This is a genomic window from Pedobacter sp. AC190 (assembly GCF_979258025.1).
This window is the reverse complement of record NZ_OZ409824.1, coordinates 274,294-288,570: the sequence shown is the minus strand read 5'-3', so window position 1 is coordinate 288,570 and position 14,277 is coordinate 274,294. Positions and strand designations below refer to the sequence as shown.

General features: G+C 34.4%; 11 protein-coding genes. 5 read left to right on the top strand and 6 right to left on the bottom strand.

The window, feature by feature from the left end; translation table 11 throughout:
• Nucleotides 1-11 precede the first annotated feature (11 nt).
• The gene (locus ACZZZI_RS01340; protein WP_316761421.1) at nt 12-797 is read right to left on the bottom strand and encodes a LytR/AlgR family response regulator transcription factor; all 786 of its coding nucleotides are present in this window, start codon (nt 795-797) and stop codon (nt 12-14) included.
• Nucleotides 798-924: 127 nt separating this feature from the next.
• On the opposite strand from ACZZZI_RS01340, the gene ACZZZI_RS01335 reads away from it, so the two are divergent.
• Complete coding sequence (locus ACZZZI_RS01335) at nt 925-1,647, top strand: ferritin-like domain-containing protein (RefSeq protein ID WP_344769181.1); 723 nt, start codon at nt 925-927, stop codon at nt 1,645-1,647.
• Nucleotides 1,648-1,665: 18 nt separating this feature from the next.
• Complete coding sequence (locus tag ACZZZI_RS01330; protein WP_463488399.1) at nt 1,666-2,523, top strand: ferritin-like domain-containing protein; 858 nt, start codon at nt 1,666-1,668, stop codon at nt 2,521-2,523.
• Between the two features lie 401 nt (nt 2,524-2,924).
• Here ACZZZI_RS01330 and ACZZZI_RS01325 read toward each other — a convergent pair whose 3' ends face one another.
• Together ACZZZI_RS01325 and ACZZZI_RS01320 are read right to left on the bottom strand one after the other, a co-directional pair.
• Nucleotides 2,925-4,037 (bottom strand): hypothetical protein, encoded by a 1,113-nt coding sequence (locus tag ACZZZI_RS01325; protein ID WP_463488398.1) that lies wholly within the window; start codon nt 4,035-4,037, stop codon nt 2,925-2,927.
• 173 nt (nt 4,038-4,210) lie between these two features.
• Entirely contained in the window at nt 4,211-5,335 is a 1,125-nt protein-coding gene (locus tag ACZZZI_RS01320) for a CofH family radical SAM protein (protein WP_316761430.1), read from the bottom strand.
• Between the two features lie 175 nt (nt 5,336-5,510).
• Between ACZZZI_RS01320 and ACZZZI_RS01315 the strand changes: the two genes are divergently transcribed.
• Nucleotides 5,511-6,755 (top strand): M16 family metallopeptidase, encoded by a 1,245-nt coding sequence (locus ACZZZI_RS01315; RefSeq protein WP_463491752.1) that lies wholly within the window; start codon nt 5,511-5,513, stop codon nt 6,753-6,755.
• Entirely contained in the window at nt 6,748-8,019 is a 1,272-nt protein-coding gene (locus tag ACZZZI_RS01310) for a M16 family metallopeptidase (RefSeq protein WP_463488397.1), read from the top strand. The genes ACZZZI_RS01315 and ACZZZI_RS01310 overlap by 8 nt, the downstream gene beginning before the upstream one ends.
• 61 nt (nt 8,020-8,080) lie before the next feature.
• Here ACZZZI_RS01310 and ppnP read toward each other — a convergent pair whose 3' ends face one another.
• The 3 genes from ppnP to ACZZZI_RS01295 are packed head-to-tail and all read right to left on the bottom strand — an operon-like array spanning nt 8,081 to nt 12,246.
• Entirely contained in the window at nt 8,081-8,362 is a 282-nt protein-coding gene (gene ppnP / locus ACZZZI_RS01305; protein ID WP_463488396.1) for a pyrimidine/purine nucleoside phosphorylase, read from the bottom strand.
• Nucleotides 8,363-8,377: 15 nt separating this feature from the next.
• On the bottom strand, nt 8,378-10,273 hold the full coding sequence (locus ACZZZI_RS01300; RefSeq protein WP_463488395.1) for a DUF3857 domain-containing protein: 1,896 nt from the start codon (nt 10,271-10,273) through the stop codon (nt 8,378-8,380).
• Nucleotides 10,273-12,246 (bottom strand): DUF3857 domain-containing protein, encoded by a 1,974-nt coding sequence (locus ACZZZI_RS01295; protein ID WP_463488394.1) that lies wholly within the window; start codon nt 12,244-12,246, stop codon nt 10,273-10,275. The genes ACZZZI_RS01300 and ACZZZI_RS01295 overlap by 1 nt, the downstream gene beginning before the upstream one ends.
• A 245-nt stretch (nt 12,247-12,491) precedes the next feature.
• On the opposite strand from ACZZZI_RS01295, the gene guaB reads away from it, so the two are divergent.
• The gene (gene guaB, locus ACZZZI_RS01290; RefSeq protein ID WP_316761441.1) at nt 12,492-13,961 is read left to right on the top strand and encodes an IMP dehydrogenase; all 1,470 of its coding nucleotides are present in this window, start codon (nt 12,492-12,494) and stop codon (nt 13,959-13,961) included.
• Nucleotides 13,962-14,277 lie beyond the last annotated feature (316 nt).

The following is a 14,277-nucleotide window of genomic DNA, read 5'->3' as shown; positions in this document are numbered from 1 at the left end:
TTATGATTTTGCTAATGCTCACTTTTAGATTTTGTAAAAAGTTTTATTTTTTCATAAAAATCGCTGGCCCTTCTTCTCGATACATTAATGTTATCGCCATTTTTAAGCAAAGCTTGTAAACCATTTTTAGAGTTATATTCTTTTAAATGATTTAGATTAATGATACTTGATTTGTGTATTCTAACAAACTGATCGGAAGGTAAAAGCTCTTCGAATTCTCTTAACACCTTCGAAACGGTTATTTTATCGTGATTACTTAAATGAAAAACAGAATAATTGCTATCGGCCTCAATGTAAATTATATCATCAACATCAATCATTTTAAATCCTTGGCCGTAAGGCAAGGTTAGCTTTCTTATTTCCGATCGATTTCCTAAGCTTGAAGCAAGATTTGTAATGCGCTCATCTGTTTTATCAAGTGTTTGATGTAGCCGGGTATATTCTAAAACCTTATTAACGGCAATTTTCAATTCATCAATATCTATTGGTTTTAAAAGATAATCTAAAGCATTTGCCTTTATTGCTTTTAATGCATACTGATCGTAAGCTGTTGTAAAAATAACGGCTGCATTGTGTTGTTGCGCATCGGCAATCAACTCGAAACCATTTCCACCAGGCATGGCAATATCAAGGAAGATTAAATTGATGGGGTGGTTGGCCAAAATATCCTTTGCCTCGGCCACAGAGCGGGCAATCCCTGTGATTTCTACTTCCGGACAGTTTTGCTGTAGTAGAAAAAAAAGAGATGATCGGGCAAACTCCTCATCATCAACAATAATAGCTTTTAGTATAGTCATAGCAATAGGTTTGTGAATGTATTAAAAACAGGTTGTAAAAAAAAATCAAAAACCAAAAAACCGAGCAGAGAATTGTCACGTATATATCAGCAAAACCCAGTAAAAAAAACTTAAACGTAAAGAAAATATGAAAAACAATGAACTAAAAATCAAAGATGAACTTCAGGAAGAAAGTTTATTCAATGGTAGTTTAGGCCGCAGGTCTTTTCTACAGTATGCTGGTGTAAGCGCAGCGGGTATGGCATTAGTTGCGGCTGGTTGTAAAAAAGATCGTGGTTATCCTGATATGAACGCAGGAGCTACTTTAGATTTTAAAGACGATTTTGGAGTATTAAATTACGCTTACGCTTTAGAACAATTAGAAGCAGCATTTTATGTAAAAGTTGCAGCGGCTCCGCCAGCAGCATTTACAACAGCTCAAAAAGCTTATTTTCAAGATATTCAGTTTCATGAGGTTGCACACAGAGAGTTTTTCAAAAACGCTTTAAGTACTGCAGCAATTGGAAGTTTAGAGGTAGATTTTTCTTCAATAGATTTTACAAGTGCAACTAGTGTTTTAGGCGCTGCAATGGCTTTCGAAGATTTAGGTGTTGCTGCTTATAACGGTGCTGGTGTTCGTATTAAAACTGATGCTTATTTAGTTTTAGCAGGTAAAATTGTTTCTGTAGAGGCTCGTCACGCAGCATATATCAGAGATATTATCTCTAACGGAACATTTGCAGATTTAAATAGCTTAACTGCTTTAGGTGCAAGTAATGCGAATGGTTTAGATGGTGCATTAACACCAGATAAAGTTTTGGCTATTGCAGGTAAATACATCAAAACAAAAATTAACGTAATTAATCTTTAATCTTAATCTCCTGAAATCATGAATATCGTAAATATATTAGAAGAAATTGAAAAAGTTGATGGCGAAATCTATGAAAGATTAAGTCCGAGAAGATCAGCTATGAAAGATTTTTACTCAATGGGTAAAAAAATCGCTTTAGCTGCAGCTCCATTAGCATTAGGTTCTATGTTTAACAAAGCTTATGGTCAAACATTGCCAACAGCCGTAGTTGCAACATTAAACTTTGCCTTATCGTTAGAATATTTAGAATACCATTATTATAACCATGCATTAATAGCTGCACCAACCTTGACCATTCCAACAGGTGCGCCATTAGCAGCAATTACTACCATTCGCGATCACGAATTGGCACACGTTAACTTGTTAAAAGGTGCTTTAGGTACTTCTGCAAGATCGGAGATTACTTATGCAATGACAGATTTTACTGCAGGTGGAACTTTCGGTGATGTTTATTCGAACTATTTAACTTTCTTAAAAGTTGCATTAGGTTTTGAAGATACAGGCGTAAGAGCTTACAAAGGACAAGCAACTGTTTTAAAGGGTAATGCCGTATTAACTACAGCTTTACAAATTCACTCGGTAGAAGCTCGTCATGCTTCCCACATCCGTCAAATGTTGGCTGCAAATGGTGCTTCAATTAAACCATGGGTTAGTCTTGGTGCAGGTGGTATTTCAAACGATACAGGTGTGCCACAAGTTGATGCAGTTTATGCAGGTGAGAACTTAGATGTACAGGCAGGCGTTACCATTACAGGTATTAATGGAAACACGGGAGTTACCAAAGCAGCTGCTGTAGAATGTTTCGATGAACCATTAGATACTGCGAGCGTAGTAACTATTGCAAACTTATTCTTAAGAACAGGTTTTAAATTATAATCTAGTAAAGGATTAACATTATTTTTAGGTAATGTTTAGTTTAAGGTAGGGAGGCAGAACTGGGTTCTGTTTCCCTTTATTTTTGACCAAGATTTTTTAGGATTGAAGGATTTTAAGATCAGGATTTTTTGGGATTGAAGAATTTTAAGATCAGGTTTCCTTTATTTTTGAATTGGATTTTTTAGGATGGGATGATTTTAAGATGAGGGTTCCTTTGATTTTTGAATTGGAAAATCAGGGTTCTGTTTTTCAATCAATGTTAGTCCTGCTTTGCATTACAATCTTTTTGGCTGTCCTTCGCTGCGCTCAGAATACAGCAAAAAGGATTTTCATTTCAATCAGGTTTAATCGGCAAAACAAATGAAGATATATTAGGTTGCAAGGCGAGCATTAATATTTTGTTAATTTCCTTTTTGAATTCGATACAAATAATAAAGACGGCTTTCCGTTAAGAAAACTAAAGTATCGTTATCACTTTTAGGTTCGTTTAGTTCGATGCCGTATACGGATACACTACTTTTTCTTCCATCTTGTTTAAAAAATGTAGTTAAGTTATGCAATCTTAGTTGGTAGTAATCAAGGTAAATCTGCTCAAACTTTGGATCCCATAGCGGACCACTGCCACCACCACTTCCAGCCGTTCCCCGATTGTAGAGCCCAAAACCAGAATCAAAATTATTGGCCACGACAATGCTACTATCGGGAGTCGAGATATGATTGGCTAAACTTGGCTTACTTTTTTCATCCCTAAATACATCATCGAAAAAGTTTTTGCATAATATTTCTATACTTTCTTTTTCCTTATCGAAATAGTCGAATTTATAAATTACTCCGTTTCGATCTATTTTTACGTAACCTGCATTTCTGAAGCCATCTTGCTGATCATCATCAAAAGGGTAAAGCTCTTTCAAACCCTTTAATAAAGAAGCCAGATTTGCGTTCTTTTTAATATACTTTTCTTTAAAAAGTACCTCGGTTTCTCCAGGTTTTAATGCAATTACGGTTTGCTTGTAACCATCGCTATCAACTTTTTTAATGCCACGCTCTATCTTTAAATAAGCATCAAAACTTTGCTCTATATTTACATTCTTGTAATGAGCTGTAAGAGGTTTAAATGTTCTGGCATCATAAACTGTAAATTTAGACGAATCATTGCTGCCAAAACTTTGTGCAATTAAACGGTTGTGGATTTCATCAATGTAAACCGTTGTATAATAGCCAAGATCAATAATTAGCTTACCATTTCTACTCATTACGCCGTAAGTGTTATTTGTAGAATCAGGATTCTTGTAGTAAATCAACAGTAAATCACTTTTCGGAATGGTGGTGAAGTTTATGATTTCTTTTTTATCCTCAATAATAACCAAGTTTCTATTTGAATGATTTGGATATTCCGGCCAGTCTGCATGTTTATCTTTTTGGGGTATTACATATCCAATATGGAATGAATAGGCTACGATTGTCGTCATAGCTAATAGAAGAAATAAAACCCAGTAGATGTATTTTTTCGCCATATCTGTAAATATACTTTATGCAGCGAAACTTCATGCCGAAAAAAAAGTATGCATCATTAAGCAATTACCTTGATTGCAAAATAATTTGAGGATTAATTTTCTGCATTTGGGGAAATTGCAAAAAAAAGCTTTCGCTAGGAGCGAAAGCTAAATGTTTTAATCAATTAATATGATTAGTAAGTGATTACCTGTTCTTCCAAATGTTCTGGTAAATCGCGGTAGTTATATTTTTGCCCACGAAGTTGTGGCTCAAAACCTGCGGCTTTAATCGATTGCTGAATACCATTTGCCGTAAAACGGTGTGGCGCACCAGCAGCAGAAACTACATTCTCTTCGATCATAATCGAACCAAAGTCGTTTGCGCCAGCATGTAAACAAAGTTGGGCAGTTGCTTTACCCACTGTTAGCCAACTTGCCTGAATGTTTTTAATGTTTGGCAACATAATTCTACTCAAAGCAATCATGCGGATATATTCATCAGCAGTTACATTGTTGCTAATGCCACGTAAACGTTTAAGTAAAGTACCGTCATCCTGAAAAGGCCATGGAATAAAAGCTAAGAATCCGTTCGCATCGGCAGGTTTTTCACTTTGTACCTGTCTAATCCAAACCAAATGCTCAAAACGTTCTTCTATCGTTTCCACATGCCCGAACATCATCGTTGCAGAAGTTGTAATATCCAATTGGTGGCAAGCTCTCATTACATCAAGCCATTCTTGTCCGCCACATTTACCTTTTGAAATTAAGCGACGAACACGGTCGTTTAATATTTCTGCACCAGCACCAGGTAAAGAATCCATTCCAGCCTCTTTTAAAGTTTTTAAAACTTCGGTATGGCTAATTCCCTCGATTTTTGCAACGTGTGCAATTTCTGGCGGACCTAATGCATGGAGTTTTAAATCAGGATATAATTCCTTTAATTTTTTGAATAAATCAGCATAAAAACTTAAGCCCAAATCAGGATGATGACCACCTTGTAATAACAGCTGGTCGCCGCCCAAACGAAAGGTTTCTTCAATTTTAACCTTATAAGTTTCAATATCAGTTATATAGCTTTCATCATGGCCTGGTCTACGGAAGAAATTACAGAATTTACAGTTTGCAATACAAACATTTGTGGTGTTAACATTCCGATCAATTTGCCAGGTAACTTTACCACTCGGAACCTGAATTTTACGAAGTTCGTTGGCTACAAACATTAAAGATGCTGTATCCGCGTGGTGATATAAATGTACACCTTCTTCAAGGCTTAGAAAATCAAAATGTAATGCCCGTTGTAGTAAATCGGCTGTATCCATAGTACAAAGATAAGAAATGGTTTGTTGGTTTGTTCGTTGTTTGGTTTTTTGGATGTCAAATATAGATTTTTAGGTGTCGGTTTGTTAGATGTTTTCGATGACTTTACAACTAAAAAACAAACCAACTAAAAAACAAACCAACCAAAATAATATCTTTACGGTTCTAAAAAATTATATGGTAGATTTTAAACGCTTTACACTGAGCAATGGTTTAAAAGTTTTGGTACATGAAGATGCTACAACTCCAATGGCAGTTTTAAATATTTTATATGATGTGGGTGCTCGTGATGAGAACCCAGAACAAACAGGTTTTGCGCATTTATTTGAACATTTAATGTTTGGTGGCTCAGTTAATATACCAAATTACGATGAGCCTTTACAACGTGTTGGAGGAGAAAATAATGCCTTTACCAGTAACGATATTACTAACTATTACATCACTTTGCCTGCAGAAAATATAGAAACTGCATTTTGGTTAGAAAGCGATCGAATGTTAAGTCTTGCTTTTTCAGAAAAAAGCCTTGAAACTCAAATTAATGTTGTTTCGGAGGAGTTTAAACAACGTTATTTAAATCAGCCTTATGGCGATGTTTGGTTAAAATTACGTCCTCTGGCTTATAAAAAACACGCTTATCGCTGGGCAACAATCGGAAAAGAGCTTTCGCACATTGAAGATGCTAAAATGGCCGATGTAAAAGCATTTTTTAACAAACATTACAATCCACAGAACGCAATTTTAGTAGTTGGTGGTAATGTGAAAACAGAAGATGTAAAAAAACTTGCCGAAAAATGGTTTGAACCAATTCCATCAGGAGATAAATATGAGAGAAATTTACCTCAGGAGGATAAGCAAAATGAAGCAAGAACTGAAACTGTTAAAGCTAATGTACCGTTAAATGCTATTTATGTTGCTTTTAAAATGCCTGGCCGATTAAGCAATGATTATTACGCTTTCGATTTACTTTCTGATATTCTCTCAGGCGGAAAATCATCTCGTCTGCATAATAGTTTGTTAAAGGAACAACAGCTTTTTAGCGATATTAATGCTTATATATCTAGCAGTTTAGATCCAGGATTGTTTATAGTTGAAGGTAAATTAGTAGAAGGTGTTTCTATTGAGAAAGCTGAAGCTGCAATTTGGGAAGAGCTGGAGAAAATTAAATCGGAACTGGTTGGCGCAAACGAACTAATCAAGGTAAAAAATAAGGTAGAATCCGTTTTGGTGTTTTCTGAAATGAGTTTATTAGATAAAGCAATGAATCTTGCTTATTACGAACTGCTTGGCGATGCAGATATTTTAAACCAGGAGGCTGCTAAATATTTAGAAGTTGAAGCGGAAGATATAAAAAGAATATCATCTGAAACTTTTGATAAAAATTCATCATCAACTTTGTATTACTTAACTGAAGAAAATGCTTAATCGTACGCTCGCACCTGATTTTAAACAGGTTTCCATCATAAATTTTATTCAACCAGAAAAAAGCACTTTAGATAATGGAGTTCCTGTTTTTACCATTTATTCTGGTGAGCAGGATTTGGTACGCATCGAATTTATTTTCGAAAATGTAAACTGGAACCCCGACAAACCGTTGCAAGCAATAGCTGTTAGCGCAATGCTTAATAACGGAACTGCTAAACTTTCTTCAAAAGAAATTGCCGAACAAATCGATTTTTATGGCGCATTCTTTCAAACAGAATATGGTCAGGATCAATCGACTGTAACGCTTTACACACTGAACAAACACTTAGCATCTGTTTTACCGATTGTAAAAGATGTACTTTCAAATAGCGAATTTCCTCAAAAGGAACTTGATATTTATATCCAAAACCAAAAACAGAAATTACAGGTTAACTTACAGAAAAACGATATTCTCTCGAGAAAGGAATTTTCGAATGCTTTGTTTGGAGATACAGCTTATGGTGTAGATATTCAACTTAAACACTACGATGAAGTAAAAAGAAATGATTTAGTTGATTATTTCAAAGCTGCTTACACGCCAAATAATTGTACGGTTATTGTGTCTGGCAAATTTAGTGAGCAGAGTTTTGGTCTTTTAAACGAACAATTTGGCAAAGATTGGGCAGAAAGTAATGCTTTAAAAAATACTTTTAGTTTTCCTGCATCAATTCAAAAAGAAGTTTATAAAGAGAAAACAGAATCTTTACAATCTGCAATTAGAATAGGGCAGTTGGCGATTAACCGTAAGCACGAAGATTTTGCTGGTTTACAGATTTTAAATACTGTTTTAGGTGGATATTTTGGTTCACGCTTGATGAATAACATTCGCGAGGACAAAGGTTATACTTATGGAATTGGTTCGGGAATAGTTTCTTTGCAAAATGCAGGTTATTTCTTTATTGCAACAGAAGTTGGTACTGATGTTTGTGCCGATGCATTGAAGGAAATATATAAAGAAGTTAATCTTTTAAAAACTGAATTAGTAGAGGAAGAGGAACTGAATTTAGTGCGAAACTATATGTTAGGCTCTATGCTGGGCAGTTTAGAGAATGTTTTCTCGCATGCAGATAAATTCAAAAACATCTACTTCTCGGGATTGGATTACACTTATTATGAAAACTATATTAACAAGGTAAAAACAATAACCGCAGATGAAATTCTTGCGCTTGCGAATAAATATTTAACTACTGACACATTTATTGAAGTTGTAGTAGGGAAGAAGTAAGTCGATTTATAAATTTAATTGATTTTAAAAGGAGCAGATTTAATTTCTGCTCCTTTTTTATTTATCTATATTGACATAAATAAGCAGTTTGAGATGTAGCCTTAACTTTAAAAGAAGAATTTGCAGGGACTTCAAAATAACTTCCAGCCCTAAAGGTTTCCCATTCTTCGCTTTCAGGAAGTAAAGCCAATAACTCACCTTCAACTACGGTCATAATTTCTTTTTGGGCCGTACCAAATTTATATTCTCCAGGATTAATTATTCCAATGGTCGATTTGCCATAGATAGTTTCGTAACCTAAAGATTTAACATTGCCATCAAAATATTGGTTTTCGCTTATCATAATTCTAATTGATTTTTATAACGCTTTAGTTAAAACTGCTTTTTGCTTATCTGCCTGAAAAATTTTCTTGTAGAAATCTACATAATCATTATATTTTTCAGGAGGATATTTTTTATCAGTCATTGTCTGATTTCTAGTGTAGGTGATGACATTATCTTTCATAGCAAATTTTGCAGAATAAGACCCGAACTCTGAATTTAGAGAGATATCCTTCGGAAGAAACTCTACGGTGTAATTTTTAGGGAGTGTGTAAATAATTTCATCCTCGTCATTGTAACTTAATGAAACTGCGAAAAAGGTTTTTCGATTTTCCACTTTAATTGGAACACTTTCTTTTCTGTTTACTTGATTTAGCATTAAGAAAATTTTATCTCCTCCTTTAGTAAATAGCTGGTTACTTCTTAAGCTAATATCTTCAGCCATTATTGGTACATTTTTATCTGCTTGCTCAAATTTAAACGTAAGTATTTCAGCTCCTGGAATAATGTTAGATTCGATTAATGCTTTACGCTGTTCTGTGGGCTCTTTGAGCAACACATTAAAATTATCTTCGAATTGTGCGTTTGCGTACAAAGATTTTATATTGATGTTTGCAATACCTTCATTTGTAAAATCTATTTTAGTTTTTCTAATTTGGTAATTGTCTTTTGAACTGTAAGTTGGCGTTTTTATAATTTTTCCGCCTAAGTCGGTAATCATTAAAACATTTCTATTGGCATTATCATAACCGATAAATCCCATTGGTTTATACTGACTAGTGCATTCTAGAAACGTTGTATCTTTTGCTAAAGGCACACACAAAATCATATGATTAGCCTGACCAATACTCGAATAATTTGTATTTAAACTTGGCATACCATTTCCAATAACGATCAGGTTAGAAGGAATGCCTGCTTCATTTAGTAATGCTTTCATATAATTTGATAAAGCCTTACAATCTCCGTAGTTTACTTGCGCCACTTTTTCCGCCAAAATAGGTCTAAAGCCACCAACCCCTAATTGCACACTAACATAACGGGTATTTTGCTGCAGATAATTATACAATATTTTGATTTTTTCCTTTGGAGTTTTTGCATCTTTAATCAAGTTTTGAACCATCAATCTGGTAGCTTCGGGAAGCTTATTTCCTCCTTCATTTAATTTATATATCCAAGAACCAAAATTTTTCCAAGTATCAAAATTTCCAGTGGTGTTGTCGTACTCAAATTCGTTTGGTGAAGCCTTTACCCAAGAAGAGACATTATCAATCCCAATAGACATGGGTTCTCTACTAATTGCAGGAATGTTTACACTTTCCCACTTATATCGTACTTTATCGCCAATAATGGTTGAATCCGTTTTAAGGCCTTTGCTTATTAAATACCGAAGTTGGTAATTTTTGTTTTTTTGGATGATGTTAACTGACTTTTCAACAGATACTCCAAAACCCTTAATATCTCTCCAGGTTGGAAAATATAATAAACCGTTAAAATCTTGCGTAAAGCTATATTCGATTGTAAAAGGGTAACTATTGTTTACAAATTTTAAGAGTTTTACCCGATTATCCTGAAATAAGGAAAAACCATCAGATGATAACTGGTCCTTTATTTCTGAAGACTTGTAATCTTTGATTTTTTTTCCTGAGGCATCATATAATGAGGCTTTTATATTAGATATTGAGGAAAATTTGTCATAAAATTCTTGCATTTCAGCATATTCGTCGCCAGCCTTATTTAAAATAGTAATAGCAACTTTATAATTGTTTTGAGCACTTCCTACACTTTTTACTTCGAACAATTGTTCTTCATTTCTGATTACAACGGCAGCTTCTCGCTTTAAATCTTCAGGGATTTTTGCAACATCATACAAACCTTGCCCTTTAGCAGAATTTAAAATGAAAACCGTTAAAAATAAATAGAATAAATATTTCATTAACTTTTCTTTTTAAATACAATTTGTTCTGCTTGTTTATCTACAACTGCTTTAAATAATTCCTTTAAGTCAAAATATTCTTCGGGAGCATATAAAGTTTTATTAATAGCGATTGTACTTTTTACCATAAGTACCTTTCCTTCGCTAACATAACTTATGGTAAATGTTCCGTTTCCATCAGGCAATTTATAAGCAGCGCTCTTTGGCAATTTTTCAACCTCATAATCTTCAGGGAAATTTAAAACTATTCGATAAGTTTCTTTAATAGGATGCGCGAAATCAACAGGGAATTTTCTCTCTTCATGTTTGAAAATATTTTCCTTTGTTTTTTCATATAATAATGGATTAAAATAAACCAAATTCCCAGCTTCTTCTACATTATCCTCAATAACAACATTCATCGATTCCGTTAAAATTTCATCTAAAAGATCTAAGTTTTCAATTTTATAGTTTGAAAGTTCTAAACCAACTTTGTCTTTTTTATAGTTTTTTAAAAATTCGACTTCATTATTTGTTTTCCTATATCTGTTTCTTCGTTCGAAAGCAGCATAGCCCTTAGAATATTCATTTATTTGACCTCTAAGTTTATTCTCCTTATCCAACACAAGATTATATGAAAATATCCTTTCTTGAGCAAATTCAGGCTCCATATCGATCCACTGGCCTGCAGAATTTTTCAAATCCATATAAAAAACCTGATGGCTTAGGTTTTCATAATCTACCATGCCAAATTGTAAATCATTATTTGTAGCATCAATAAAATAAGTTTTTCCAGCGATTGACGTTACAGCAATAACATTATCAAATTTCGAAATAATTGGGTATCCAGGATGAGTTCCGTTACTTCTGGTACTTACCAATGCTGGATAGGCCATTATTTTTGCTTCTTTAAGCAAGCTGATTAATGACAGATTTATATCTGCTGATGAACCCGTCTTTTTTTCAAAAATGGTTTTTGGATTTACAGCTGTTGTGTATTTTGAATATTCTTTATCCCATTTCAAATTACTTTTCACATAACCATAAATTAATTTTATAACCTTAAGTGTATCTTTTTCACCTTTTAATATTCCTGGTAAAACCGACTTTGCATAAGAATTTTTATTTATGAACAAGCCGAAGTTTTCATCAGAAGCAAGGCTGCTAATAATTTTCGGCCATGTTCCTGTATAATCTTGATGCAATTGATTAGGGAAACTAGTAGATTGAAGCTCAAAACTGATCTTTGGAATGTAATCGTCGATTGTTGTAATAAATGCTTCATCTTTTAGTGCTGGTACATTCTCTGCTGTATATTGATCATGCATTGCATTTGATGAAATTCCTGGAACATAACTTGCGCCCTCACTTCTATGAATTGTGTGGTTTACAGCAAAATAACCAGCAACATCCATTTTGTAATTTAAGTATTCGGGTATATTTACATTATATTCAGAATATAGTGTTGGAATGTCTGTTTGGAATCGCCATCCACGAAGAGTAAAAATGAAATCAGATTTGATCTTGTATTTAAATTCGATAATTGAGCCCTCCTTTACATTTGGAAGCGCAAATTTTTTAAATATGTAATTTTTATTAAACTCCTCACTAAATTTAGCATCCTTGTTCAGTTTGCTGATTGCTACTTTGCCATCTATAAAATTGTAAGTCGCAGCATCCATAAAGTTCAAATCTTCTTTCGAGGAATTACTGTTTTTATACAACTCAATTTTAAAATTAGCTAAATCGTAGCCATTCTTATTTAAGATTTTGTAACGTACATGTCTTTCATATACATATACAAAACTACCTGATGTATTACTTATTTCGAAATAGCAGTTTCCAATATCAAATAACTTAATTGCCGAGGCAGACGAGTCTTGGCTATTTGGCTTGATTTCAAATTCGGAGGGAAGAACCTTGCCAAATTTATAGTCTTTTTTAATTGTTGGTTTAGTTTGGGCATAAAGATTCGTAATCCAAATGCATAGCATAAGGAATAGGAGAGTGAGAGCGGTTTTTCGCATGTATTAATTATAGTTTGGTTACTACAATAATAAAAAACTATTTAATAGAATTAAGTATGTCGATTATAAATTTTTAGATTCAGTGCGCAAAAATCTTAAATTCTTAATTTGTCAGCAAAGGCTAATATTTATCAATTTTAAAGTTTATACTTTTATTTTCGCCTATTTTCCATATCTTTGCCCCGCATATAATAAATCCTAATTTATTTTCTATGCAACTCGATTCCACAAAATTTATTGCTACAGGTTTAACTTATGACGACGTACTTTTAGTGCCCGCATATTCTGAAATTCTGCCTCGCGATGTAAATACAGCCACTTTCTTAACAAAAAAAATTAAGCTTAATGTTCCATTGATTTCTGCCGCTATGGATACCGTAACAGAAGCTGAACTTGCTATTGCAATTGCGCAAAATGGCGGTATTGGTATGTTGCACAAAAACATGACTATTGAAAGACAGGCTGACGAGGTTCGTAAGGTAAAACGTTCGGAAAGCGGAATGATTCAAGATCCTGTTACTTTATTAGAAACTTCTGTTGTTGCTGATGCTTTCAAAATTATGAAAGAACACAAAATCGGTGGTATTCCTGTGGTTAGTATCGATAATAAATTAGTAGGCATTATAACTAATCGCGATTTACGTTTCCAAAAGGATATGACAAGACCGATTGCGGAAGTAATGACTAAAGAGAATTTAATTACTGCACCAGAAGGAACAAACCTTGTGCAAGCAGAAGAAATTCTTCAAAACCATAAAATCGAGAAACTCCCAGTAGTTAGTAAAGATGGATATTTAAGTGGCTTAATTACTTTCAAAGATATTTCTAAAGTTAAAAATTACCCAGCTGCCTGTAAAGATGAGCGTGGCCGATTACGCGTTGGTGCTGCGGTTGGTGTAACTGCCGATACTTTGCAACGTGTTGATGCATTGGTTCATGCTGGAGTTGATGTAATTACAATCGATACTGCTCACGGTCACTCAAAAGGTGTTGTTGATAAATTAAAAGAAGTAAAAGCAAAATATCCTGAATTACAGGTGATTGTAGGTAATATAGCAACAGGTGCAGCAGCTAAATTTTTAGCCGATGCTGGCGCTGATGCAGTAAAAGTTGGTATTGGTCCTGGTTCGATTTGTACAACAAGAATTATTGCTGGTGTTGGTGTTCCTCAATTATATGCCGTTTACGAATGCGCTAAAGCATTAAAAGGTACTGGAGTTCCTGTTATCGCCGACGGTGGTATTAAGCACACGGGCGACATTGCTAAAGCAATTGCATCTGGCGCAAGTACAGTAATGGCAGGTTCTTTATTTGCAGGTGTTGAAGAATCGCCAGGTGAAACCATCATCTACGAAGGACGTAAATTCAAATCTTACCGCGGAATGGGTTCTATCGAAGCGATGGAACAAGGATCTAAAGATCGTTATTTCCAGGATGTAGAAGATGATATTAAGAAATTAGTTCCCGAAGGAATTGTTGGTCGTGTGCCATTTAAAGGCACTTTAGCTGAGGTTATGTACCAGTACATTGGTGGTTTACGTGCAAGTATGGGTTATTGTGGAGCAGCAAATATCGAAGCTTTACAAGAAGCACAATTTGTTCAAATTACTGCAGCTGGTATGCGTGAAAGTCATCCACATGATATTACAATTACTAAAGAAGCACCAAACTACACAAGATAAACCTAAGTTTAAAGGCTCAATGCGGAAAGCTTTTCGCTAAGCCTTGATTCGAAAGCAGGGAGAAATTCTTACAATTATGTAGTTTGTAATGAGAAACGAGGCGTCGGTAACGATAGCCTCGTTTTTATTTTATAGCTAAACTTTAATTTTCGTAAATGAAAGTTCAATGCTGATCGGTTAGTACAGTCCTGCCATTCGCTGTAGCCCTCATAAAAAATTCGGGGCTGCCGCTATTGTCAGGTTTAATAACAAAAAATTGTGCCGTGGAACCTAAAATAATTGCAATTGCCTGGCCAAATAAACGGGATTGAAACGA

Excerpts from the sequence above, each read along its gene's own strand:
- guaB (WP_316761441.1), top strand. The coding sequence starts at position 12,492 with ATGCAACTCGATTCCACAAAATTTATTGCTACAGGTTTAACTTATGAC.
- ACZZZI_RS01295 (WP_463488394.1), bottom strand. The coding sequence starts at position 12,246 with ATGCTATGCATTTGGATTACGAATCTTTATGCCCAAACTAAACCAACA.
- ACZZZI_RS01330 (WP_463488399.1), top strand. The coding sequence starts at position 1,666 with ATGAATATCGTAAATATATTAGAAGAAATTGAAAAAGTTGATGGCGAA.
- ppnP (WP_463488396.1), bottom strand. The coding sequence starts at position 8,362 with ATGATAAGCGAAAACCAATATTTTGATGGCAATGTTAAATCTTTAGGT.
- ACZZZI_RS01340 (WP_316761421.1), bottom strand. The coding sequence starts at position 797 with ATGACTATACTAAAAGCTATTATTGTTGATGATGAGGAGTTTGCCCGA.
- ACZZZI_RS01310 (WP_463488397.1), top strand. The coding sequence starts at position 6,748 with ATGCTTAATCGTACGCTCGCACCTGATTTTAAACAGGTTTCCATCATA.
- ACZZZI_RS01300 (WP_463488395.1), bottom strand. The coding sequence starts at position 10,273 with ATGAAATATTTATTCTATTTATTTTTAACGGTTTTCATTTTAAATTCT.
- ACZZZI_RS01325 (WP_463488398.1), bottom strand. The coding sequence starts at position 4,037 with ATGGCGAAAAAATACATCTACTGGGTTTTATTTCTTCTATTAGCTATG.
- ACZZZI_RS01335 (WP_344769181.1), top strand. The coding sequence starts at position 925 with ATGAAAAACAATGAACTAAAAATCAAAGATGAACTTCAGGAAGAAAGT.
- ACZZZI_RS01315 (WP_463491752.1), top strand. The coding sequence starts at position 5,511 with ATGGTAGATTTTAAACGCTTTACACTGAGCAATGGTTTAAAAGTTTTG.
- ACZZZI_RS01320 (WP_316761430.1), bottom strand. The coding sequence starts at position 5,335 with ATGGATACAGCCGATTTACTACAACGGGCATTACATTTTGATTTTCTA.